This window comes from Yinghuangia seranimata (assembly GCF_029953285.1).
In the GTDB taxonomy this organism is placed as follows: domain Bacteria; phylum Actinomycetota; class Actinomycetes; order Streptomycetales; family Streptomycetaceae; genus Yinghuangia; species Yinghuangia seranimata.
Genome location: NZ_JASAOI010000011.1, coordinates 144,827 through 167,090, shown reverse-complemented (window position 1 = coordinate 167,090; position 22,264 = coordinate 144,827). Strand labels below are relative to the sequence as shown.

General features: G+C 72.6%; 23 protein-coding genes. 6 read left to right on the top strand and 17 right to left on the bottom strand.

All coding sequences use genetic code 11. From position 1 onward, the window contains the following. Nucleotides 1-15: 15 nt before the first annotated feature. The 3 genes from QI554_RS08760 to hisI are packed head-to-tail and all read right to left on the bottom strand — an operon-like array spanning nucleotide 16 to nucleotide 2,670. Complete coding sequence (locus QI554_RS08760; RefSeq protein ID WP_281467719.1) at nucleotides 16-696, bottom strand: TIGR02234 family membrane protein; 681 nt, start codon at nucleotides 694-696, stop codon at nucleotides 16-18. Next, nucleotides 693-2,234, bottom strand: coding sequence for an anthranilate synthase component I (locus tag QI554_RS08755; RefSeq protein ID WP_281467718.1), 1,542 nt, complete (start codon nucleotides 2,232-2,234; stop codon nucleotides 693-695). The genes QI554_RS08760 and QI554_RS08755 overlap by 4 nt, the downstream gene beginning before the upstream one ends. A gap of 40 nt (nucleotides 2,235-2,274) precedes the next feature. After that, entirely contained in the window at nucleotides 2,275-2,670 is a 396-nt protein-coding gene (gene hisI, locus QI554_RS08750) for a phosphoribosyl-AMP cyclohydrolase (RefSeq protein ID WP_281467716.1), read from the bottom strand. Between the two features lie 167 nt (nucleotides 2,671-2,837). On the opposite strand from hisI, the gene QI554_RS08745 reads away from it, so the two are divergent. Both QI554_RS08745 and QI554_RS08740 read left to right on the top strand, forming a co-directional pair. Continuing rightward, nucleotides 2,838-3,704, top strand: coding sequence for a septum formation family protein (locus tag QI554_RS08745; protein WP_281467714.1), 867 nt, complete (start codon nucleotides 2,838-2,840; stop codon nucleotides 3,702-3,704). Between the two features lie 18 nt (nucleotides 3,705-3,722). Next, on the top strand, nucleotides 3,723-4,607 hold the full coding sequence (locus tag QI554_RS08740; RefSeq protein WP_281467712.1) for a septum formation family protein: 885 nt from the start codon (nucleotides 3,723-3,725) through the stop codon (nucleotides 4,605-4,607). Nucleotides 4,608-4,674: 67 nt separating this feature from the next. Here the strand turns inward: QI554_RS08740 and QI554_RS08735 are convergent, their stop codons facing one another. Then, on the bottom strand, nucleotides 4,675-6,498 hold the full coding sequence (locus QI554_RS08735) for an ABC transporter ATP-binding protein (protein WP_281467710.1): 1,824 nt from the start codon (nucleotides 6,496-6,498) through the stop codon (nucleotides 4,675-4,677). Then, on the bottom strand, nucleotides 6,495-8,345 hold the full coding sequence (locus QI554_RS08730; RefSeq protein ID WP_281467708.1) for an ABC transporter ATP-binding protein: 1,851 nt from the start codon (nucleotides 8,343-8,345) through the stop codon (nucleotides 6,495-6,497). Before QI554_RS08730 ends, QI554_RS08735 begins: the two co-directional genes overlap by 4 nt. 223 nt (nucleotides 8,346-8,568) lie before the next feature. Here QI554_RS08730 and QI554_RS08725 point away from each other — a divergent pair, with 223 nt between their 5' ends. Together QI554_RS08725 and QI554_RS08720 are read left to right on the top strand one after the other, a co-directional pair. Next, a complete protein-coding gene (locus tag QI554_RS08725; protein ID WP_281467705.1) occupies nucleotides 8,569-9,693 on the top strand; it encodes an alpha/beta hydrolase in 1,125 nt (374 codons plus the stop codon). 203 nt (nucleotides 9,694-9,896) lie between these two features. Beyond that, nucleotides 9,897-10,541 (top strand): TIGR03085 family metal-binding protein, encoded by a 645-nt coding sequence (locus QI554_RS08720; RefSeq protein ID WP_281467703.1) that lies wholly within the window; start codon nucleotides 9,897-9,899, stop codon nucleotides 10,539-10,541. An 18-nt stretch (nucleotides 10,542-10,559) separates the two neighbouring features. On the opposite strand, the gene QI554_RS08715 is transcribed toward QI554_RS08720, so the two are convergent. Further along, the gene (locus QI554_RS08715; protein WP_281467701.1) at nucleotides 10,560-11,909 is read right to left on the bottom strand and encodes an MFS transporter; all 1,350 of its coding nucleotides are present in this window, start codon (nucleotides 11,907-11,909) and stop codon (nucleotides 10,560-10,562) included. A gap of 29 nt (nucleotides 11,910-11,938) precedes the next feature. After that, nucleotides 11,939-12,517: an ArsR/SmtB family transcription factor gene (locus tag QI554_RS08710; RefSeq protein WP_281467699.1), complete on the bottom strand. Its 579-nt coding sequence runs from the start codon at nucleotides 12,515-12,517 to the stop codon at nucleotides 11,939-11,941. A 161-nt stretch (nucleotides 12,518-12,678) separates the two neighbouring features. Between QI554_RS08710 and QI554_RS08705 the strand changes: the two genes are divergently transcribed. Next, a complete protein-coding gene (locus tag QI554_RS08705) occupies nucleotides 12,679-13,533 on the top strand; it encodes an undecaprenyl-diphosphate phosphatase (protein ID WP_281467697.1) in 855 nt (284 codons plus the stop codon). Between the two features lie 35 nt (nucleotides 13,534-13,568). Here the strand turns inward: QI554_RS08705 and QI554_RS08700 are convergent, their stop codons facing one another. From QI554_RS08700 to hisD, 10 genes are all read right to left on the bottom strand, one after another. After that, nucleotides 13,569-13,940: a YbjQ family protein gene (locus tag QI554_RS08700; protein ID WP_281467696.1), complete on the bottom strand. Its 372-nt coding sequence runs from the start codon at nucleotides 13,938-13,940 to the stop codon at nucleotides 13,569-13,571. An 83-nt stretch (nucleotides 13,941-14,023) separates the two neighbouring features. After that, nucleotides 14,024-14,794 (bottom strand): imidazole glycerol phosphate synthase subunit HisF, encoded by a 771-nt coding sequence (hisF, locus tag QI554_RS08695; protein ID WP_281467694.1) that lies wholly within the window; start codon nucleotides 14,792-14,794, stop codon nucleotides 14,024-14,026. Beyond that, entirely contained in the window at nucleotides 14,791-15,195 is a 405-nt protein-coding gene (locus tag QI554_RS08690; protein ID WP_281467692.1) for a RidA family protein, read from the bottom strand. Before QI554_RS08690 ends, hisF begins: the two co-directional genes overlap by 4 nt. Then, nucleotides 15,192-15,926 (bottom strand): bifunctional 1-(5-phosphoribosyl)-5-((5-phosphoribosylamino)methylideneamino)imidazole-4-carboxamide isomerase/phosphoribosylanthranilate isomerase PriA, encoded by a 735-nt coding sequence (gene priA / locus QI554_RS08685; protein WP_281467690.1) that lies wholly within the window; start codon nucleotides 15,924-15,926, stop codon nucleotides 15,192-15,194. The genes QI554_RS08690 and priA overlap by 4 nt, the downstream gene beginning before the upstream one ends. Before the next feature lie 23 nt (nucleotides 15,927-15,949). Beyond that, nucleotides 15,950-16,579 carry an imidazole glycerol phosphate synthase subunit HisH gene (gene hisH / locus QI554_RS08680; RefSeq protein WP_281467688.1) on the bottom strand — a complete coding sequence of 210 codons (630 nt, stop codon included), beginning with the start codon at nucleotides 16,577-16,579 and terminating at the stop codon, nucleotides 15,950-15,952. A gap of 25 nt (nucleotides 16,580-16,604) precedes the next feature. Continuing rightward, a complete protein-coding gene (locus QI554_RS08675; RefSeq protein ID WP_281467686.1) occupies nucleotides 16,605-16,757 on the bottom strand; it encodes a hypothetical protein in 153 nt (50 codons plus the stop codon). Then, entirely contained in the window at nucleotides 16,754-17,446 is a 693-nt protein-coding gene (locus tag QI554_RS08670) for a hypothetical protein (RefSeq protein WP_281467683.1), read from the bottom strand. Before QI554_RS08670 ends, QI554_RS08675 begins: the two co-directional genes overlap by 4 nt. A gap of 2 nt (nucleotides 17,447-17,448) precedes the next feature. Next, nucleotides 17,449-18,045 (bottom strand): imidazoleglycerol-phosphate dehydratase HisB, encoded by a 597-nt coding sequence (gene hisB / locus QI554_RS08665; RefSeq protein WP_281467682.1) that lies wholly within the window; start codon nucleotides 18,043-18,045, stop codon nucleotides 17,449-17,451. Next, entirely contained in the window at nucleotides 18,045-19,148 is a 1,104-nt protein-coding gene (locus tag QI554_RS08660) for a histidinol-phosphate transaminase (RefSeq protein ID WP_281467680.1), read from the bottom strand. Before QI554_RS08660 ends, hisB begins: the two co-directional genes overlap by 1 nt. Further along, on the bottom strand, nucleotides 19,145-20,473 hold the full coding sequence (gene hisD, locus QI554_RS08655; RefSeq protein ID WP_281467678.1) for a histidinol dehydrogenase: 1,329 nt from the start codon (nucleotides 20,471-20,473) through the stop codon (nucleotides 19,145-19,147). The genes QI554_RS08660 and hisD overlap by 4 nt, the downstream gene beginning before the upstream one ends. A 160-nt stretch (nucleotides 20,474-20,633) precedes the next feature. Here hisD and QI554_RS08650 point away from each other — a divergent pair, with 160 nt between their 5' ends. Then, entirely contained in the window at nucleotides 20,634-22,262 is a 1,629-nt protein-coding gene (locus tag QI554_RS08650) for an oxidoreductase (RefSeq protein ID WP_281467676.1), read from the top strand. Nucleotides 22,263-22,264 lie beyond the last annotated feature (2 nt).

Below are 22,264 nucleotides of genomic sequence, written 5' to 3'. Positions count from 1 at the left end.
GCTCCGCCGAGTGGGTCAGCGCGTGGGGTCCTCTCCACGGTCCAGCGCGTTCCACAGATCGGCCGACGTGGTGGGCTTGACGCGCTTGTGCTCCTGGCCGCCCGGTGCCTCGTAGCGGCTCGACATGCCGGGCCACGTGCGGCCGCGCAACGCGACCAGCAGGCCTCCGACCAGCATGAGCACGCCGGCGGCGGCGGTGAACCACGGCCAGACGGTGTGCGTCACGTCGATCGCCCGGACCCCTTCGACGGCGGCCTTCGACGCCGCCTCGGCGTCGACCGCGGACCGGTCGGACGCGCCGGCCAGCGCCGCCGCCACGATGCCCGCGCCGCCGAGCGCGAGCGCGACGCCGACGACGACGCGCCACCGCCCGCGGGTGGCGAACGTCGCGAGCCCTCCCGCGAGCCCGAACAGCGCGAGCGCGAACGGCGCCTTGTTGACCGTGGTCGCGGTCGCCTCGACGGCGATCCGCGTGCCGTGCACCGACGCCGCGCCTTCGGCCCACACCCGTCCGCCGAGTGCGAGCGTGAGGCCCGCTCCGGCGAGGACCAGCAGCAGGGCGACGCCCATCTCGCGGCGCGCCTTCGACCGCGCGGGGTCGGCGGCCGCGCGGGTCACGGCGGCGGCGGCCGTGGAGGCCCCGGCCTCCGGCTCCGCCGCTATGGCGGCGGCGTTCTCGCTGCGTCCCTCGCTCATCGGGCGGCCTCCAGCGTCGCGGCCTTGGCGATCGCGCGGAGCACCGCCGCGGCCTTGTTGCGGCATTCCGTGTCCTCGCCCACCGGGTCCGAGTCGGCGACCACGCCCGCGCCCGCCTGGACGTAGGCGACGCCGTCGCGGATGAGCGCGGTGCGGATGGCGATGGCGGTGTCGAGGTCGCCGGCGAAGTCGACGTAGCCGACGCAGCCGCCGTACAGCCCGCGGCGGGTGGGCTCGAACTCCTCGATGATCTCCATCGCGCGCGGCTTGGGCGCGCCGGACAGCGTGCCCGCCGGGAAGCACGCGGTGAGGACGTCGAGCGCCGTGCGCCCCTCGCCGAGTTCGCCGACGACGGTCGAGACGATGTGCATGACGTGGCTGTAGCGCTCGATGGCCATGAAGTCGACGACCTCGACGCTGCCCGGCGCGCACACCCGTCCGAGGTCGTTGCGCCCGAGGTCGACGAGCATCAGGTGCTCGGCGCGTTCCTTGGGGTCGGCCAGCAGCTCGGCCGCGAGGTCCGCGTCCTCCTCCGGGGTGGCGCCGCGCGGGCGGGTGCCGGCGATGGGGTGGAGCATCGCGCGCCCGGAGGTGACCTTCACGAGCGCCTCGGGGCTGGAGCCGACGATGTCGAAGCCGCCTTCGGCGCCGCCGTCGGGGCCGGGCAGCCGGAACAGGTACATGTACGGGCTGGGGTTGGTGGTGCGCAGCACCCGGTAGATGTCCAGCGCGCTCGCCGGCGTGGTCATCTCGAAGCGCTGCGACAGGACGATCTGGAAGGCCTCGCCCGCCCGGATCTCCTCCTTGGCCGCGTCGACCGCCTTGCGGTAGTCGGCGCCGCCCCACGGGCTGGTCCAGCGCGGCTCGACGCCCTCCTGGACGTACGACGCGGTGCCGTCGGCGGGCCGCGCCAGGTCGGCGGTCATCGCGTCGAGCCGGGCGACGGCGTCGCGGTAGGCCTCGTCGACGCCGGACTCCAGGCCGTTCCAGTTGATCGCGTTGGCGATGAGCAGCACCGTGCCGTCGGCGTGGTCGAGGACGGCGAGGTCGGTCGCGAGCATCATCATCAGCTCGGGCACGCGCAGGTCGTCGCGGGCGTGCTCGGGGAGCCGCTCGAGGCGGCGGACGATGTCGTAGCCGAGGTAGCCGACCATGCCGCCGTGCAGCGGCGGCAGGTCCGGCAGGCCGGGGATGTCGTGCGGGGTGTGCAGGGCCTCGACGGTGGCGCGCAGGACCTCGAGCGGGTCGCCCTCGCGTGGGATGCCGGCGGGCGGTTCGCCGAGCCAGCGGGCCGCGCCGCCGGACTCGGTGAGGGTGGCGCGGCTGCGGACGCCGACGAACGAGTAGCGCGACCACGTGCGGCCGTTCTCCGCGGACTCCAGCAGGAACGTGCCGGGGCGTTCCGCCGCGAGCTTGCGGTAGAGCCCGACCGGGGTGTCACCGTCGGCGAGGAAGCGCCGGGTCACGGGGATGACGCGAAGGTCCCGGGCGAGCCCGCGGAACGCTTCGAGGTCGGGGGTGACGGTGCCGGTGGTCATGGTGCGGGGTCTCCCGGGACGCGGTGGGCGCTCGTACGGTTCAGGACGGTTCGGCGGGCGGAAAGGTGACGGCCAGCTGGTCGGCGTCGAAGCACGTGCGGTCGCCGGTGTGGCACGCGGCGCCCGCCTGGTCGACCTTGACCAGGACGGCGTCGCCGTCGCAGTCGAGGGCGACGGAGACGACGCGCTGCGTGTGGCCGGAGGTGTCGCCCTTGACCCAGTACTCCTTGCGGCTGCGGCTCCAGTAGGTGCAGCGGCCGGTGGTGAGGGTGCGGTGCAGGGCCTCGTCGTCCATCCAGCCGACCATGAGGACCTCGCCGGTGTCGTACTGCTGCGCGACGGCGGCGACGAGGCCGTGCTCGTCGCGCTTGAGACGGGCGGCGACGGCCGGGTCGAGGTCGGTCGGGCGGACGGGTTCGGATGCGGCACCGGTCATGACCGGCATTCTCGCAGACCGGCCGGGGTCGGTTTCCGGCAGCGCCGGGGTGGACGGGGGTGTCCGCGGCCCGGCCGGCGGACGTGTGGGCGCGGAATGATTGCGTAAAACCTTGTTTGAGGGAACCTCCCGCGCGGGAGGTTCACCCGATCAGGCAAGCTTTGCGCATGACGATGCCGCCGCCGCCGGGGCAGGGGGGCTACCCGCCCGGCTATGGACAACAGCCCGACACGGGCTACGGGAACCAACCGACGTACCCGGGTGGGTATTCAGGAGGGTCGTACGGCGCACCGCAGTACCCGAGCGGCCCGCCCGGCGGCGGCTCGCAGTACCCGGGCGGCCCGCAGTACCCCGGGGGCGGCTACGGAGGCGGCGGGTACGGCGGCGGGGGCTTCCCCGGACCGGCCGGACCGCCGCAGGGTGGGGGACGGGGACCGTTGATCCTGACGGTCGTCGGAGCCGTGGTGGTGATAGGCGGCATCATCGTCGCCCTGGTGCTGCTGGTGGGGGGTAACAAGGACGACAAGAACAACGCCAACTCGTCGAAGTCGCCGACGCTGACCGCGACCGACGGCCCGTCGTCGTCGACGCCGACGCCGACCTCGTCGTCCAGCCGCACCACGTCGGCCCCGTCGACGCGCAGCAGCACGGCCACCTCGCGGCCGCCGACGTCCACGACGACCGGCCCGAACCAGGTGGAGAGCGTCAAGGTCGCGGCCGGCGAGTGCATCAACTACGACTCGCTCACGGGGAACGTCGACAAGGTCGCGTGCACGACGCCGCACGACATGCAGGTGCTCAAGAACTTCAACCTGACCGGCACCACCTACCCGTCGAAGACGGACATCGAGAACCAGGTCGACTCGCAGTGCTCGGCCCTGCTGCGGAGCACGGTGGCCAAGGAGACGGACCGGACCAAGTACACGCTGCAGTACTGGTACCCGCAGTCCGACGGCTGGACCTTCGGCGACCGCGAGGCCACCTGCCTCGTGAGCGACCAGAGCGACGCGAAGATCACGAAGAAGCTCGGCTGACGTTTGGGAGGGGCCGGCATGAGCAGTCCGCAGTACCCGGGATCGGGATGGCCACAGGAGCCGACACAGGGTCCTGGGTACGGCGGAGGCTATCCGGGCGGTGCGAGCGGCCCCCCGCCGCCGCCGGGTGCGGCCGGCCCCTACGGCGGAGGCCAGTACGGCGGCGGCTATCCGGGCGGCCCCAGCGGGGGCTATCCGGGCGGCGGCCCGGGCTCGGGCGGGTACGGCAGCGGTCCGGGCGGGTTCGGCGGCCCGCCCGGCGGCTACCCGCCCAGCCCTCCGAACGGCGGCGGGGGCAACGGCAAGGCGATCGCGTGGATCGTCGGCGCCGCCGCGGTCGTGGCGGTCGTCGTCATCGTCCTGGTGACGAGTCTCGGCGGCGGCAAGGGCAACGAGGCCAAGAGCAGCCACACGCCCACCAACACGCCGACCACGGGCGGGCCGTCGACGAGCGGCTCGCCGTCGTCGCCGAGCTCGTCGCCGACGACCCGGTCGGCCAGCCCGACCACCAGCCGTCCCGCGACGTCGCCGGGCCCCACCGACACCGGTGCCGACACGGTGCAGAAGATCAGCATGACCCCCGGCGACTGCGTGGTGTTCCCGCCCGGGACGCAGGACGTGCGGAAGGTGTCGTGCACCTCGCCGCACGACGCCGAGCACGTGCGGAACCTCTTCCTGCCGGACGGCGCGTGGGCGGGCGAGGACGCGACCCGGCAGGCGGCCGGCACGCTGTGCGACGACACGGTCCGCCCGGTCCTGGCGAAGCAGCCGGACGGCGACCAGATGGGGCCCGACTTCATCTATCCGTCGCAGGAGACCTGGAACAGCGGCGACCGCGAGGTCCAGTGCATGGTCCGGTACTACCAGGACGGCAAGCAGCTCACGGCGCCGCTGAAGAAGTAAACGGCGCGCCGCACGACGAGGGGCCGGTCCCGTTCGGGACCGGCCCCTCGCGTGTCGTCCGGAGCGGTCAGCCGCGCGCCTTCTGCTGCGCCGCCCACGACGCGTGCAGCCGCCCGTACGCCCCGCCCGCGTGCACGAGTTCGCTGTGCGGACCCCTTTCGACGAGCCGGCCGCGGTCGAACACCAGGATCTCGTCGGCGGATTCGGCGGTGGACATGCGGTGCGCGATGAACACCGCGGTGCGGCCGCGGGTCAGGCCGTCGAGCGCGCGCTGGATGCGGACCTCGGTGGCGGGGTCGACGGCGGACGTCGCCTCGTCGAGCACGAGCAGGTCGGGGTCGGCGATGTACGCGCGGGCGAGCGCGACCAGTTGGCGTTCCCCGGCGGACAGCGACTCGCCGCGCTGGCCGACCGGCGTGTCCAGGCCGAGCGGGAGCTGGCCGAGCCAGTCGCCGAGCCCGAGGTCGGCGAACGCGGCGACGAGCGCCTCGTCGTCGGCGTCGGGGCGGCCGTAGCGGACGTTGTCGCGCACGGTCGCGTCGAACAGGAAGCCGTCCTGCGGCACCATCACCACGCGCGAGCGCAGCGACGCGAACCGCACGCCGGTGAGCGGGATCCCGTCGAGCAGGACCCGGCCGGCGTCGGGGTCGACGATGCGGGTGAGCAGCTTGGCGAAGGTGGTCTTGCCGGACCCGGTCTCGCCGACGACGGCGACGCGGGTACGGGCGTGCAGCGTGACGTCGACGTCGTGCAGCACACGCGGGCCGTCGGGGTAGGCGTAGTCGACGTGGTCGAACCGCACCTCGACGGGGCCGCGGGGCAGGTCCGTACCGGCCTCCCCCGGGTCGGCGATGTCGGGTTCGGCGTCCAGGATCTCCAGCACGCGGCGCCACCCCGCGAGCGCGTTCTGCGCCTCGTTGAGCACCTCGACACCGAACTGCACCGGCATGACGAACAGCGTGACGAGGAAGAGGAACGCGACGAGTTCGCCGAGCGTGAGCTGGTTGTCGACGCCCAGCAGCACGCCGACGACGACCACGAGCGCGTTCGCGACGCCGACCGCGACCTCGCCCATCGGGAAGGTGAGCGCGACGAGCGTCTGCGCCCGGGTCTGCGCCGCGCGGTGCCCGTCGATGGCCTCGTCGATGCGGGCGGCGGTGCGGTCCTCGATGCTGTGCGCGCGCACGACCGCGGCGCCGACGACGGGTTCGGCGATGGCGCCGAGCATGCGGCCGGTGTGCACGCGCACGGCGTCGGCCGCGGCGGCGACGCGCTTCTGGAACGCCTTGAGGGTGAAGAACAACGGTGCGAAGCACGCCCAGACCAGCAGCGTGAGCTGCCACGAGTAGGCGAGCATCAGCGCGGTGACGACGACCAGCTGTCCGGCGCTGATGATGACCATCAGGCCGCCCTGCTGGATGAACCGCGTGATGGTGTCGACGTCGCCGGTCACGCGGGAGACCAGCGAACCGCGCCGCTCGCTCTGCTGGTGCAGCGTGGACAGGTCGTGGACGTGCCGGAACGCGCGCACCCGCAGCGTGACGAGGCCGCGCTCGCTGGCGTTGTAGACGCGCACGTTCATCAGGTACGACGCGACGGCCGTGCCGATGACGGCCGCCGCCGCGACGATCACCATCCAGCGGACCACGGCGAGGTCGGGCCCGTCGTCGCCGCGCAGCCCGTGGTCGATGGTCTGCTGGACGGCCAGCGGCACGACGATGCGCCCGGCGGTCGCGAGGGCGGCCAGCAGCAGCGTGACCGCGAGGCCCTGGGTGAACTCCGGCGACAGCGCGAGCCCGCGGCGCAGCACGGCCCAGCCGGACTCGCGCTCGGTGATCTGCGGGTCGGCGGTCTTGGCCGGTGCCTCGGGCGGGGCGGTTGCGACGGTCACGCGGAGACCTCCTCGTCCTCGTGGGCGTCCTGCAGGGCGTCCTGCGCGGCGGCGTCCTGCTCGCGGTCTCGTGCAGCGCGCTCGTAGGCGTTGACCAGGCGGCGGTACCCGACCGAGCCGTCGATCAGTTCGGTGTGGGTGCCGCGCGCGGCGACGCGGCCGTCCTCGATGTAGACGACCTCGTCGGCGAGCGCGATGGTGGCCTTGCGGTAGGCGACGACGACCACCGTCGACGGCGCGTCGGCGCCGCTGCGGAGTCCGGCGAGGATGGCCGCCTCGACGCGCGGGTCGACGGCCGACGTCGCGTCGTCCATCACCAGCAGTCGGGGCCGGCGCACGAGCGCGCGGGCGAGCGCGACGCGCTGGCGCTGGCCGCCGGAGAGGCTGGTGCCGCGTTCGCCGACCTTGGTGTCGAGGCCGTGGGGAAGCCGGTCGACGAAGTCCTCGGCCTGGGCGATGCGCAGCGCCGCGCGGACCTCCTCGTCGGTGGCGTCGATGCCGAGGGTGATGTTGTCGCGCACGGTGTCGTCGAACAGGAAGGCCTGCTGCGGCACCAGAGCGGCGGACGCGGCGACGCCGCCGCGCGCGAAGTCGCGCAGGTCGGTCCCGTCCAGCAGGATCTCGCCGCTCGCCGGGTCGACGAGCCGGACCAGCAGCGACACGAGCGTGGACTTGCCGGACCCGGTCGGGCCGACGACCGCGACGGTGCGGCCGGGCTCGACGTCGAAGGTGACGTCCTTGAGGACGTCCGCGCCGTCGACGTAGCCGAACCGGACGGCGCGGGCCTGCAGCCCGGCGGCCCCGGTCTTGTCGGCGACGGTCCCGCCGTAGACGGACTCGCCCTCGGCGTCCAGGACGTGCCGGACGCGGTCGTAGCCGACGATGGCGCGCGGCATGTCGCCGAGCAGCCAGCCGATCGCCCGCACCGGGAAGGCCAGGAGGGTGAACAGGTAGGCGACCTGGATGAGTTCGCCGGCCTCGAGGTCGCCGTTGGAGATCCGGACGCTGCCGGCCAGCAGCACCAGCAGCACGCCGAGGTTCGGCAGCGCTTCCAGGAGCGGGTCGAACACCGCGCGGACCCGGCCGACGGCGATGTTGGCCTCGGCGAGTTCGCGCGAGACGGCCTCGAAGCGCGCGGTCTCCTCGCTCTCGCGGCCGAGCGTCTTGACGACCAGGGCGCCGTCGAAGCTCTCGTGGGCGATCGCGCTGACGTCGGCGCGCAGTTCCTGCGCGCGCATCGCGAGCGGGCCCTGGCGACGCTGGTAGGCGACGTTGAGGAAGAAGATCGCGGGGAAGATGACGAAGCCGACCAGCGCGAGCGCCCAGTCGGTGGCGAGCATCGCGGCCGCGGCGAGCACCAGCATGACGACGACGCCGGTGGCCATGGGCAGCGGCGCGATCGGGTACCACGCGGCCTCGACGTCGGCGTTCGCGTTGGACAGCAGCGCGCCGGTGGGGTGCCGGTGGTGCCACGCCAGCGGCAGGCGCAGGTACTGGCGGGTGACGCGGCGCCGGTAGGTGGCTTGGAGGCGGTACTGCATGACGCCGGCCCACAGCCGTCGGCCGACGATGCTGAGCGCCTTGAGGACGGCGATGCCGAAGATCACCAGGAAGGCCGCGGTCAACGCGCCGGCGGTGGTCTCGCCGTCGCGGAACGCCGGGACGATCACGCGGTCGGTGACCTGGCCGAGGATGAGGGCGGACGCGACGGTGGTGGCGCCGTACAGGGCGCTGGCGCCGACGGCGGCCGCGAAGATGCGCGGTTCCTCGCGAATGGCGACGCCCAGCACGCGCATACCGCGTATGAGCACGTCCCTGTCGGTCTTCTGGCCGGACTGCTGGGTCACACAGGCTCGCTTTCGGGGCCGCAGAACAGCTGTGTCATCTGGTGTTCACAAGTGTGACCAGCCCGCGCGCATTCCCCGGCACCGGGTGGCGTACGCCAGATGGCGGTGCAACCAACCCCCCTACGGGATGCGTTGTGGTTACGCGAGGGCACAATAGATCAACGCGGGTTGATGACGTTCTGCCCCGAAAAATCCGATTCATTGATCACAGGGGACAGGACACGTGGGACTGACCAGCAGGAGCCTCATCGGCGTCTTGGGGCTGCTGGCCATCGGACTGCTGGTCGCGGTCGTGTGGCTGTGGCCGAAGCTCGCCGGGCGCGGATGGCGTCCCGTGCTGGGCCGAATATCGGCACTCGCGCTCACCCAGGTGGTGCTGCTCGCGCTGCTGGGCGTCGTCGGCAACCGGTACTACCTCTTCTACACGTCGTGGGACGACCTGCTCGGCAAGACCGGCAAGCCCAAGCTGCACGCGGGCGCGGGCGGCGACGGCCCGGTCAAGCTGATCAACCTCAAGGGGACCGAGTCGGTCGACGTCCCCAACGGCGGCAACCCGGAGGCGGCCGGCCAGATCGTCGGCATCGACGTCATCGGCCGGCGCAGCGGCCTGGACACGAGCGGCTTCGTGTACCTGCCGCCGCAGTACTTCCAGCCGCAGTTCAAGGACCGCAGGTTCCCCGTGTCGGTCGTGCTGACCGGCTATCCGGGTGACGCGCGCAACCTGATCACCCGTCTGAACCTGCCGAAGATCGCGGCCAACGAGATCAACGCCGGGCGCGTCCAGCCGACCATCTACGTCATGCTGCGCCCGTCCCAGACGTCCGGCCGCGACACCGAGTGCACCGACGTGCCCGCGGGCCCCCAGTCCGGCACCTTCTTCAGCCAGGACCTGCCCGAGGCGATCCGCACGAACTTCCGCGTCGCGCCCGGCAGCAAGGCGTGGGGAATGATGGGCGACTCGACGGGCGGCTACTGCTCGCTGAAGCTGGCCATGCTCAACTCGGACCGGATCGGCGCCGGGGCGTCGCTGTCCGGCTCGTACGGCGCGCCCAAGGACGGCGACACCGGCGACCTGTACGGCGGCAGCAAGGAGTTCCGCAACAGCCAGGACCTGATGTGGCGGCTGGACAACGTCGCGCCGCCGCCGGTCAACCTGCTGCTGACCACCAGCCTCGACGAGGAGAACTACGGGGACACGCAGGACTTCCTCAAGAAGGTGAAGGCCCCGACCAAGGCCGACCAGCTGGTGCTGCCGACCGGCGGGCACAACTTCAAGACGTGGGTCGCGCTGCTGCCGGACGTGCTGCGCTGGATGAGCGCGCACCAGGACGTCAACGCCGGGGTCTGACCCGCCCGTCGCCCCCACCGCCCACCCGTCGCCCCCACCGCCCATATTCGAGGTCGCTTCGCTCCCGCCTCCTCCCGGTCGCTTCGCTCCCGCCCCTCTCCCGCCCCTCTCCTGCGCGCCCGGTGTGGCCGGGAACGCTCGGCCGTGGCGGGCGCCACGGCGCGAGCCTTGACCTGGGCGGCGGGCGCCGGAACGATGCGCGCATGGCTTCCTACGCCCGTACGGAACGCGCCGCGCTCGCCGACCTCCTCGCCCAGGTCGGCCCCGACGCCCCCACGCTGTGCGCGGGCTGGACGACGCGCGACCTGGCCGCGCACCTGGTGGTCCGCGAGCGACGGCCCGACTCGTCGCCCGGGATCATGTTCAAGCCGCTGGCCGGGTACACCGACAAGGTCCGGCTGGCGAAGGCCGCCCAGCCGTACGACGAGCTGGTGCACCTGGTGCGCACCGGCCCCCCGCGACTGTCGCTGTTCGGGATACCGGGCGTCGACGCGGCGGCCAACACCATGGAGTACTTCGTCCACCTCGAGGACGTGCGCCGGGCGCGGCCCGACTTCAAACCGCGCGACCTCGAACCGGGCCTGACCGAGTTCCTGTGGAAGCGGGTCCGGGCCGGCGCGCGCCTGATGCTGCGCAAGGTGCCGGTCGGGGTCGAGCTGCGCCGCACCGACACCGCCGACGAGGCGAAGCCGACGCGGGTCCGCAAGGGCGAGCCGGTGGTGACGGTGGCGGGCCCGCCCGCGGAGCTGCTGCTGTTCGTGTACGGGCGCAAGGACCAGGCGCTGGTCACCGTCGAGGGCGACGAGGACGCGGTGCGGAAGCTGCGCGAGGCGCCGACCGGGCTGTGAGGCGCCGCCCCGGCCCGGTCACGCGGTGTCGGGCCGGGGCAGCTCCGCACGGCGCAGCGCCGGGGCGAGCGTGGCGGCGACCGCCGCCACGAGCCCGAGCACCGCGCCCACCCCGAACACGGCGGCCGGGCCCGCCGCTCCGGCGAGCAGGCCGGCGAGCGGGTAGCTCATCGGGATGACGCCGACCGCGCAGAGCATCTGGAGCGCGACGACGCGGCCGAGCATGCGGGTCTCCGCGGTGGTCTGCAGCAGCGCCCCCGCGACGGTGCCGACGAACCCGCTGGCGAGGCCGAGCACGACGGAGCCGGCGACGGCCACCGCGAGGTTCGGGGCGTAGCCCATGACGGCCGTGCCGACCCCGCCGACCGCGAAGCAGGCGATCAGCACGCGGCCGGCGTGCGGCACGTGGCCGCGGACCGACAGCACCAGGCCGGTGGCGACCGCGCCCACACCCCATGCGCCGAGCAGCAGGCCGAGGCCGCCCGGGCCCCAGCCGCGGTCCTGGGACAGCAGCGCGAGGCCGAGGTTCATGGGGGCGCTGAAGCCGAGCTCGGAGATCAGGCCGATGAGGACGAGGCACTTGAGGACGGGGACCGACCACACGTAGCGCAGGCCCGCGCGGATGCCGTGGCCCTCGGTGCCGGCGGCCTCGTGGGGCTCCCCTGCCGTGCTGTCCTCGCCGCGCTCGTCGCCCGGCTCCGGTGCGGCGTCCGAGGTGGCGACGGGTTCCGTCGCCACCGGCCGGAGCCGCCACAGCAGCACGAGCGAGCCGCCGAACAGCACGGCGCTGACGGTGAGCGCGGTGCCGGCGCCGCCCTGGGCCAGCGCGATGCCGCCGGCCGGGGCGGAGGCGATGGACGCGATGCGGGTGACGAGGCTGCGCAGCCCCTGGACGCGGGCGAACTGGTCGCGGGTGGTGAGGGTGGCGGGCAGCGCGCCGACGGCCGGCATGAACAGGGCGTCGACCGCGCCGAACAGCAGTGCCACGGCGGCGAGGAGGCCGATCCCGGGGGACGCGAAGACGAGCAGCGCGGCGGCCACGGCCATCGTCACGCAGCGGACGAGGTCGCTGCCGATGACGATGCGGCGGGCCCCGAACCGGTCGGCTATCGCGCCGCCGGGCAGCATCAGCGCGGCGCGCGGCAGCGTCCCAAGCGTCACCACGACGCCCGCGGCGGCGGCGCCGGCCTGCTCGACGGCGCTCCACGACAGGGCGAGGAACCAGATCTGGTCGCCGATGATCGACGCCCCGAACGCGAACAGCCAGCGCACGACGGCCGGTCCGGGGCCGCGGCGGGGTTTGGGGGCGGTGGGTGCCTCGTGGGCGGTGGGCGCGGGCTGTGCGGTGGTGCGTGACGGGCGGTTCACGGTCACCTCGCGGGGCGGTGGAGGAGGGTTCACGGCTGGTACGGGAAGCCGAGCATCTGGAGGAGGACGCGCTCACGCGGCTCGCCGTCCTCGGTGCTCTCCGGGCGGTCCCGGTAGCGGTCGACGACCTCGATCAAGTCCTCGAACAGGCTCTGGAGTTCCGCGGCGGTGAGGCGGAGCGTGGGGTGCGCGCCGAAAGCGGCGTCCTGCCACGGGGGGCTCATGTCGCGCAACCTCGCCATGGCCTCCCGGAACATCCGGGTCGAGTCGGCTTGCAGCACGCCGGCCACGGTGAAGGCGGCCTCGGCGCCGGCGGGGTCGTCGGCGAAGTCGGCGGTGGTGAAGCGCAGGTCCTTCAACGCGCGCCAGTACCGCTCCCGCCCGTCGGTCGACGCCTCGGGGTCCTCGCCGATGTAGCCGTATTTCGCGAGCGTCCGCAGGTGGTAGCTGACCAGCGACGGCGTCGCGTCGACCATCGGGGCGAGCGCGGACGCGGTCAGCGGGCCCTCGCTGTACACGAGCCGGAAGATCCGCACGCGCAGCGGATGGGTGAAGACCTTGAGGGCCTCCGCATCACGCGTGAACGGGGATTCGTGGAAGTTCGGCACGCCCCGAGACTAGATCCGAAAAATATCTTTCGCAATAACTCTTTCGCAATTTTCGCTTCGGATCCACCTGGCAGACCTTTGACCTCGCCGCCTTGCTCCGTTCACCGGGCTTTGGAAGGATCCATCGGTCATCCATCAGTCCGTCGAGGAGACGTCCTTCAGTGAGTTCGAGCATCGGCGTCCTGGACGCGGTCATTCTGGGCGTCGTCGAAGGCCTCACGGAGTTCCTGCCGGTCTCCTCCACCGGGCACCTGAAGATCTTCGAGGGCATCCTCGGCATCGACGTCGACGACAAGTCGGTGGTCGGCTTCACCGCCGTCATCCAGGTCGGCGCGATCGCGGCCGTCCTCGTCTACTTCTTCAAGGACATCGCCCGGATCGTCGGCGCGTGGTTCGGCGGCCTGATCCACAAGGACCGCCGCGAGGAACGCGACTACAAGTTCGCGTGGTGGATCATCTTCGCGACGATACCCATCGTCGTCGTCGGCCTCGCCGCGAAGAAGCTCATCGACGGCCCGCTGGCCAGCCTGTGGGTGGTCGCCGGCTCGCTCATCGCCGGGTCGGTCGTCATGTGGTACGCCGAGGCCTCGGGCGGCGGCAGCAACCGGGCCCGCCGCCGCGGCGAGGAAGAGGTCACCCTCAAGGACGCCATGTGGGTGGGCAGTTCGCAGATCCTCGCGCTGCTGTTCCCCGGCTTCTCGCGGTCCGGAGCGACGATCTCCACCGCGCTGCTGCGCGGCCTCGACCGCGTCGCCGCCACCCGGCTGTCGTTCTTCCTGTCCATCCCGGCACTCACCGGCGCGGGGCTCTACGAGCTCAAGGACGCTACCGGCGGCGACACCAAGCTCGTATCCCTCGTCGTCGGCACCGCGGTGTCGTTCGTCGTCGCCTACGCCTCGGTCGCCTGGCTGCTCAAGTTCGTGTCCAAGCACACCATCAAGGGCTTCGCGGTCTACCGCGTGCTCGTGGCCGTCGCGCTCTTCGCGATGCTCGCCACGAACTACCTGGACGCCTAGACCGGTACGAGCCGAACCGGGCCGGTCCGCCACGGCTACGCGGAGCGGCTCAGCACGACGGCCGTGCCGTACGCGCACACCTCGGTGCCGTTGCCCGCCGCGTCCGTCACGTCGAACCGCATCATCAGCACGCCGTTAGCGCCGCGCGCCCGCGCCTGCTCGATCAGCCGGTTCATGGCCTCGTTGCGGCTCTCCACCAGCGTCTTGGTCAGGCCCCGCAGCTCGCCGCCGACGAGCGACTTCAGGCCCGCGCCCATCTGGCTGCCGATGTGCCGGGACCGCACCGTCAGTCCGAAGATCTCGCCGATCACCCGGTCGACGCGGTAGCCCGGCGCCTCGTTCGTCGTGACCACCAGGACGGGCGACTGGCTGTCGAGACCGCCGCCGAACTCTCCGAGATCGTTCATGCGACCAGCGTCGTCGCAAACGCCGACCGGCGCACTCCGGGAGTCCCCGAAACGCGCCGGTCAGGTGGTGTCCGGAAGCCGCGTCACCGCACCGGGTATCCGGCGGCCTTCAGCTCGTCCTTGACCTGCGGGATCCGCAGGTCGCCGAAGTGGAACACACTCGCCGCGAGCACCGCGTCCGCGCCCGCCTCGACGGCCGGCGCGAAGTGCTCCAGCGCGCCGGCGCCGCCCGACGCGATCACCGGGACGGACACCGCGGCGCGCACCTGACGGGTCATGTCCAGGTCGTAGCCGTCCTTCGTGCCGTCCGCGTCCATCGAGTTGAGCAGGATCTCCCCCGCACCCAGCTCCGCCGCGCGAGCGGCCCACGCCACGGCGTCGATGCCGGTGCCCTGGCGGCCGCCGTGCGTCGTCACCTCGAAGCCCGAGTCGGTCGACACGCCCTCGGGGCAGCGGCGCGCGTCCACCGACAGCACCAGCACCTGAGCGCCGAACCGGTCGGCGATCTCGGCGATCAGCTCGGGCCGGGCGATCGCGGCGGTGTTCACGCCGACCTTGTCCGCGCCCGCGCGCAGCAGCTTGTCGACGTCCTGCACGCTGCGCACGCCGCCGCCGACCGTCAGCGGGATGAACACCTGCTCGGCGGTGCGGCGCACCACGTCGTAGGTGGTCTCGCGGCTGCCCGACGAGGCCGTGATGTCGAGGAAGACCAGCTCGTCGGCGCCCTCGGCGTCGTACACGCGGGCCATCTCCACCGGGTCCCCGGCGTCCCGCAGGTTCTGGAAGTTGACGCCCTTGACCACGCGCCCGGCGTCCACGTCCAGGCACGGGATCACCCGTACGGCGAGGCTCACTTGGCCCCCCTGTAGGCGTCGACCTCGACCTCGACCAGCATGCGCGAGTCGACCAGGCCGGCCACCACGAGCATCGTCGTGGCCGGGCGGGCCGCGTCGAACATCTCCTTGTGCGCCCGCCCGACCGCGTCCGCGTCACGGGCGTGCGTGAGGTACATGCGCGTGCGGACCACGTCCGCGCGCGACAGGCCGAGCTGCTTCAGCGCCTGCTCGGCGACCCGGAACGCGGCCAGCGCCTGCTCGTAGGGGTCGCCCTCGCCGACCAGCACACCGTCGACGATGCTCGTGCACCCGGACACCAGCACGAAGTCGCCGGCGGCGACCGCGCGCGAGTAGCCGACCACGTCCTCGTACGGACCGCCCGAGGAGATCCGCTCCACCGACTGCGCCGAACCCGTCATCGGGACACCGCCTCCAAGGCCTCTTCGAGGGTGAACGCCTGGGCGTACAGCGCCTTCCCGACGATCGAACCCTCGACGCCCAGCGGCACCAGCTCGGCGATGGCGCGCAGGTCGTCCAGCGACGACACGCCACCGCTCGCCACCACGGGGCGGTCGGTCGCGGCGCACACGTCGCGCAGCAGCTGCAGGTTCGGGCCGGTCAGCGTGCCGTCCTTGTTGACGTCGGTGACCACGTAGCGGGCGCAACCGTCCGCGTCCAGGCGGGCCAGCACCTCGAACAGCTCGCCACCCTCGCGCGTCCAGCCGCGGCCGGCCAGCGTCGTGCCGCGCACGTCCAGGCCCACCGCGATCTTGTCGCCGTGCCGGGCGATCGCCGAACGCACCCAGTCCGGGCTCTCCAGCGCCGCGGTGCCCAGGTTCACGCGGCGGCAGCCGGTCGCGAGCGCGGCCTCCAGGGAGGCGTCGTCGCGGATGCCACCGGACAGCTCGACCTGCACGTCCAGCTTGCCGATCACGTCCGCGAGCAGCTCACGGTTCGAGCCGCGGCCGAACGCGGCGTCCAGGTCCACCAGGTGGACCCACTCGGCGCCCGCGTTCTGCCACGCCAGCGCGGCGGCCAGGGGGTCGCCGTACGAGGTCTCGGAACCCGCCTCACCCTGCACGAGGCGGACGGCCTGGCCGTCGGCGACGTCGACGGCGGGCAGCAGTTCGAGGCGACGGGTCTCGCTCATGTCTCAACGGTCCTTCGGAGTGGTCAGAGGGTGGCAAGCCAGTTGCGGAGCACCTCGGCCCCGGCGTCGCCGGACTTCTCGGGGTGGAACTGGGTGGCGGACAGGTAGCCGTTCTCGACGGCCGAGATGAAGGGCGAGCCGTGCGTCGTCCAGGTGACGAGCGGCGGCGCGATGGCGTCGGACGGCTCCATCTCCCACTTGCGGACACCGTACGAGTGCACGAAGTAGAACCGGGTGTCCGCGTCGATCCCCTTGAACAGCACGGTGTCCTCGGGCGCGTCGACCGTGTTCCACCCCATGTGCGGAACCACCGGCGCCTCGAGCCGCTCCACGGTGCCCGGCCACTCGTCGCACCCGGCGGTCTCCACCCCGTGCTCGACACCGCGCTCGAACAGGATCTGCATCCCGACGCAGATCCCCAGCACCGGCTGCCCGCCGGCCAGCCGCCGGTCCACGATCCGCTCCCCGCGCACCGCCTTCAGCCCGGCCATGCACGCCGCGAACGCCCCGACGCCGGGCACGACCAGCCCGTCCGCGTTGAGCGCGCGCTCGTAGTCGGCGGTGACCTCGACCTCCACCCCGAGCCGCGCCACCGCGCGCTCGGCCGACCGGAGGTTCCCCGACCCGTAGTCGAGGATGACGACCTTCTTCATGACGTAGTCCCTGACTCGGTACGGCTTAGAGGCGCAGCAGACCGGCGGCGATGCACAACACCGCACCGATACCCAGCACCGCGACGACACTCTTCGACACGCCCTGCTTGACGAACGAGATGACCCCGCCGGCGAGAAACAACCCGACGGCGATGAATGCTACGGAACCGCCGCTCATGGGGTGCCTTCGTGTAGTTCGGATGGGGTAGTGAGCCGCCACGGCCTGAACTCGGGCTCGGGGACTGGCTCGGGGATCGGAGGGGCGTCGCCGAACGCGATCGCGTCGGCGAGCCGCTCGTACTCGTGGGGGTTTCCGATCTCGATGCCGTACTTGATGTAGTGGCCGCCGGTCATGATCGCGTCCGGTAGGCCGAGCGCGAACAACAGGTGGGCGTGTTGTCCCTCCGCGGACAGGGAGCGCTTGGTCAGCGCGTCGACGAGGGTGTCGCGGTCGGCGTTCGCGACGCCGAACGGCAGGAACCAGTCCGGGTCCGCGCCGATCGTCGGGATTGCGTCCCAGTCGACCTCGGTGCCGTCGTCCGTGTAGCGGAGGACGAGCATCGCGTCCGGCTCCATCGGCCGGTCGGTGTGCGGTTCCGAGTCGTACTCGTGAACGAGTTCGCCGTTGCTGTAGACGTTCATGAGCAACCGGTCGGAGGTGATCACCCCGACGGTCATGGTGTCCGGGCCGCCTGCCGCGCTGAGCCGGGCCGCCTCCTCGTCGAGGTTCTGCTCGCGCTCGTCCATGAACAGCACGGTGGAGCCGCCCGGCAACGGGAACACCCAGCCCTCGTCGTCGGGTCGCACATCGCGGAGCACGTCCTCGACCGGCGCCCGCACCAGGATGTGCTGGTACGACTGGCCCATCCTTACAGCGCGCCCTTCGTGGACGGGATCACGCCCGCGCGGCGGGGGTCGATCACGCAGGCGTCGGACAGGGCGCGGGCCAGGGCCTTGAACTGGGCCTCGACGATGTGGTGGGCGTTGCGGCCGTAGGGGACGTGCACGTGGAGGCAGATCTGCGCCTGGGCCACGAACGACTCGAGTATGTGCCTCGTCAGGGTCGTGTCGTAGGCGGTGCCGATCATCGGCGCCATGCCCTCCGGCTCGCTGTGCACGAGGTAGGGGCGGCCCGACAGGTCGACCGTGACCTGGGCGAGGGCCTCGTCCAGCGGGACGGAGGCGTTGGCGAAACGGCGGATGCCGGCCTTGTCGCCGAGGGCCTGCTTGAAGGCGGCGCCGAGGGCGAGGGCGGTGTCCTCGATGGTGTGGTGGGAGTCGATGTGCAGGTCGCCGTCGGTCTTGACGGTGAGGTCGAACAGACCGTGCTTGCCGAGCTGGTCGAGCATGTGGTCGAAGAACCCGACGCCCGTCGTGACGTCGACCCGCCCGGTTCCGTCGAGGTTCACCTCGACGAGGACGGACGTCTCCTTGGTGGCGCGCTCGACGCGGCCGATCCGAGCCATTAAGCGATCTCCTTCAGTACGGCGCGCATCGCGTCGAGGAACGCGGTGTTCTCGGCGTCGGTCCCCGCGGTGACCCGCAGCATCCCCGGCACGCCGTTGTCGCGGATGAGGACCCCGTGGTCGAGGACGGCCTGCCACACCGCGTGCGTGTCCTCGAAGCGTCCGAACTGGACGAAGTTCGCGTCGGACTCGGTGACCTCGCAGCCCATGCCGCGCAGTTCGGCGACGAGGCGGTCGCGCTGCGCCTTGAGTTCGGCGACGTAGCCGAGCAGCGTTTCGGTGTGCTCCAGGCACGCGATCGCGGTCGCCTGGGTGACCGCCGAGAGGTGGTACGGCAGTCGGACCAGCTGCACCGCGTCGACGACGGCCGGGTCGGCGGCGAGGTAGCCGAGCCGGAGGCCCGCGGCGCCGAAGGCCTTGGACATGGTGCGCGTGACGACGAGGTTCGGCCGGCCGTCGAGCAGCGTCAGGAGCGAGGCGTGGTGCGAGAACTCGACGTACGCCTCGTCGACGATGACGAGCGAGGGCCGGGCGGCCTGCGCGGCGTCGTACACGGCTTCGACGACGGAGCCGTCGAGCGCGGTGCCGGTGGGGTTGTTCGGCGAGCACAGGAAGACCACGTTGGGCCGGTGCTCGGCGATGGCGGCGACGGCCGCCTCGACGTCGACGGAGTAGTCGTCGCGGCGCGGGCCCGAGATCCAGGCGGTGCCGGTGCCGCGGGCGATCAGCGCGTGCATCGAGTACGACGGGTCGAAGCCGATGGCGCTGCGGCCGGGGCCGCCGAAGGCCTGCAGCAGCTGCTGGATGATCTCGTTGGAGCCGTTGGCCGCCCACACGTTGCCGGTGGCGAGCGTCACGCCGCCGGTCTCGGACAGGTACGCGGCCAGCCGGGTGCGCAGCTCGACGGCGTCCCGGTCGGGGTAGCGGTTGAGCTCGCGGGCGGCGTCGGCGACGCGTTCGGCGATGCGGTCGACGAGCGCGTCGGGCAGCGGGTACGGGTTCTCGTTGGTGTTGAGCAGCACCGGCACGTTGAGCTGCGGGGCGCCGTAGGGCGACTGGCCGCGGAGTTCGTCGCGGACGGGCAGGTCGTCGATCTGCGTCACTGGGGCACACTCCAGCCGAATCGGGCCTTGACGGCCGCGCCGTGGCCCGGCAGGTCCTCCGCCTCGGCGAGCGTCACGACGTGGTGGGCGACCTCGGCGAGCGCGTCGCGGGTGTAGTCGACGACGTGGATGCCGCGCAGGAAGGACTGCACGGACAGGCCGGAGCTGTGGCACGCGCAGCCGCCGGTGGGCAGCACGTGGTTGGAGCCGGCGCAGTAGTCGCCGAGGGAGACGGGCGCGTAGGCGCCGACGAAGATCGCGCCGGCGTTGCGGACGCGCGCGGCGACGGCGGCCGCGTCGGCGGTCTGGATCTCCAGGTGCTCGGCGGCGTACGCGTCGACGACCTTGAGGCCGTCGTCGACCGAGTCGACCAGGACGGTGCCGGACTGCCGGCCCGACAGCGCGGTGGTGACGCGCTCGGTGTGCTTGGTCGCGGCGACCTGGGCCTTGAGCTCGGCGTCGACCGCGTCGGCCAGTTCCTCGGAGTCGGTGACCAGGACGGACGCCGCGAGGGTGTCGTGCTCGGCCTGGCTGATCAGGTCGGAGGCGACGTGCACGGGGTCGGCGGTGGCGTCGGCGAGCACCGCGATCTCGGTGGGGCCGGCCTCGGAGTCGATGCCGATGCGGCCCTTGAGGAGGCGCTTGGCGGACGCGACGTAGATGTTGCCGGGGCCGGTGACGAGGTTGACGGGCGCGCAGGCGCCGGCGCCGTACGCGAACATCGCGATCGCCTGGGCGCCGCCGACGGAGTAGACCTCGTCGACGCCGAGCAGCGCACACGCGGCCAGGATGGTCGGGTGCGGCAGGCCGCCGAACTCGCGCTGCGGCGGGGACGCGACGGCCAGCGACGCGACGCCGGCCTCCTGGGCGGGCACCACGTTCATGACGACGGACGACGGGTAGACGGCCAAGCCGCCCGGCACGTACAGGCCGACCCGCTCGACCGGCACCCACCGCTCGGTGACGGTGCCGCCGGGCGCGACCTGCGTGGTCACGTCGGTGCGCCGCTGGTCGCGGTGCACGATCCGGGCGCGGCGGATGGTCTCCTCGAGCGCGGCCCGCACCTTCGGGTCGAGCTCGACGAGCGCCGTGGCGATGGCGTCCGCGGGCACGCGGATGTCGGTGAGGCGGACCCCGTCGAAGCGCTCCGTGATCTCGATCAGCGCCTCGACCCCGCGATGGCGTACGTCGTCGCAGATCGGGCGGACCTTCTCCAGGGCCGCCTCGACGTCGAACTCGGCACGAGGCATCACGTCGCGCAGGGCCGCGGGGCTGTCCAGGACAGCCCGCCCGGCGGCGCCGCGCAGATCAATACGGGAGATCACCTGTCCCAGTGTAGGGAGGGGCCTGGATCCGGGCTGCGGCGTGTCGGGTGCTGAGACGCGGGCGGCGGCGAGAGCACACCCGCCCCACGGGGCACGCCGGACTCGTGCGTCACACGGCACAATGCCGTCCGGGAGTGGGCACGGACACACGGGGGCGCGCATGACCGGGATCCCGGGGGATCTGACGGACGCCGAGCGGCGGGTCTGGGAGGCGTACCGGCGCGGGGAGCCGTGCGACTTCCAGGGCGGCGGGCTCGGGTTCTCGCTGGACTGGCCGTTGCCGGCGGAGGGGCTCGGGGCCGACTGGGGGCCCGAACGGACGGTGCGGGCCGAGGTGTTGGCACGGCTGCTGGTGAACGGGCCGGAGCCGGAGCCGGGGCGGATGCCGGCGTTGGAGCTCGTCGGGGCGCGGGTGGTCGGCGACCTTGTGCTGCGCGGGACGCGGGTCGACGCGTACGTGGACCTGCGCGGCTGCCGGTTGGAAGGCCGGCTCATCCTCAACGACGCGGTGGCCGGCACGGTGCGGCTCATCGGGTGCGTGGTCGCGGCCGTGCGGGCCCGGCGGCTGCGCACCGACGGGGACCTGTGCCTGACGACGACGCGGGTGGCGGACGGCGTCGTGCTCATCGACGCGCGGATCGGCACCGACCTGGTGCTGCACGGCTCGCGGATCGGGCGGCTTCGGGACGGCCGGTCGGTCTCGGGCGACGGGTTGCAGGTGGAGCGCGACCTGAGCGCGCACAACGGGTTCCACGCGAGCGGCACGGTGAGCCTGCGCAGCGCCCGGATCGGCGGCCGGGCGACGTTCTTCGGGGCGCGGCTCGACGCCCCCGAGGGGCTGGACAGCCGCGGCTACCGCCATCTCGCGTTCGACGGCGCCGCGATGTTCGTCGAGCAGTCGCTGCACATGAGCGACCGCTTCCACGCGACCGGGTCGATCCGGCTCAACGACGCGCGCATAGGCGACGGCTGCGTGTTCAGCAACGCCCACATGCTCGAGGACCCGGACGAGGCCCTGGCGATGTGGCGTGTGCAGGCCCGCACGCTGCACCTGGACATCGCACCGCGTCCAGTGGGGCGGATCCTGCTGAGCGGCGCGCAGTTGGGGTCGCTGACCGACGTGCCCGGCACGTGGCCCGGCCGGGGCCGGACGTCGATCGGCGGGATGACCTACGCCGTGCTGCGCACCTCGCAGCCGATTCCGTTGCGCGAGCGCCTGGCCTGGCTGGCGGACGCGACGCCGGAGTACGAGCCGCAGCCGTACGAGCAGCTGGCGGCGGCCTTCCGCGCGTCCGGCCAGGACGAGGACGCCCGCGGCGTGCTGCTCGCCAAGCAGCGCCGCAACCGCGAGACACTGCGCTGGCCGGGCCGGGTGTGGGGCGTCGTGCAGGACGTCGCGATCGGGTACGGCTACCGCCCCACCCGGGCCCTGTTGCTGGCTGCTCGCGCTGATCGCGGTCGGCACGGCGGCGTTCTCGGTCGACCGGCCGAGCCCGCTCAAGGCGGACGAGGCACCGCACTGGAACGCCTTCTTCTACACGCTGGACCTGCTGCTCCCGGTGGTGTCGTTCGGGCAGGAGAACGCGTGGGATCCGGGCGGCTGGGCGCAATGGGTGGCGTACACGCTCGTGGTGCTCGGGTGGGTGCTGGCGGGTGCGGCGGCGGCCGGCGCGACCCGGGTGCTCAACCGCGCGTGACGGACACGCCCCGCGCGGGTGGGAGGCACCTGCCCGCGCACCGGCCCCAGGTTGGTGAAACTCAGCCGAAACCGCGCCGTGGACGCCGATAGGC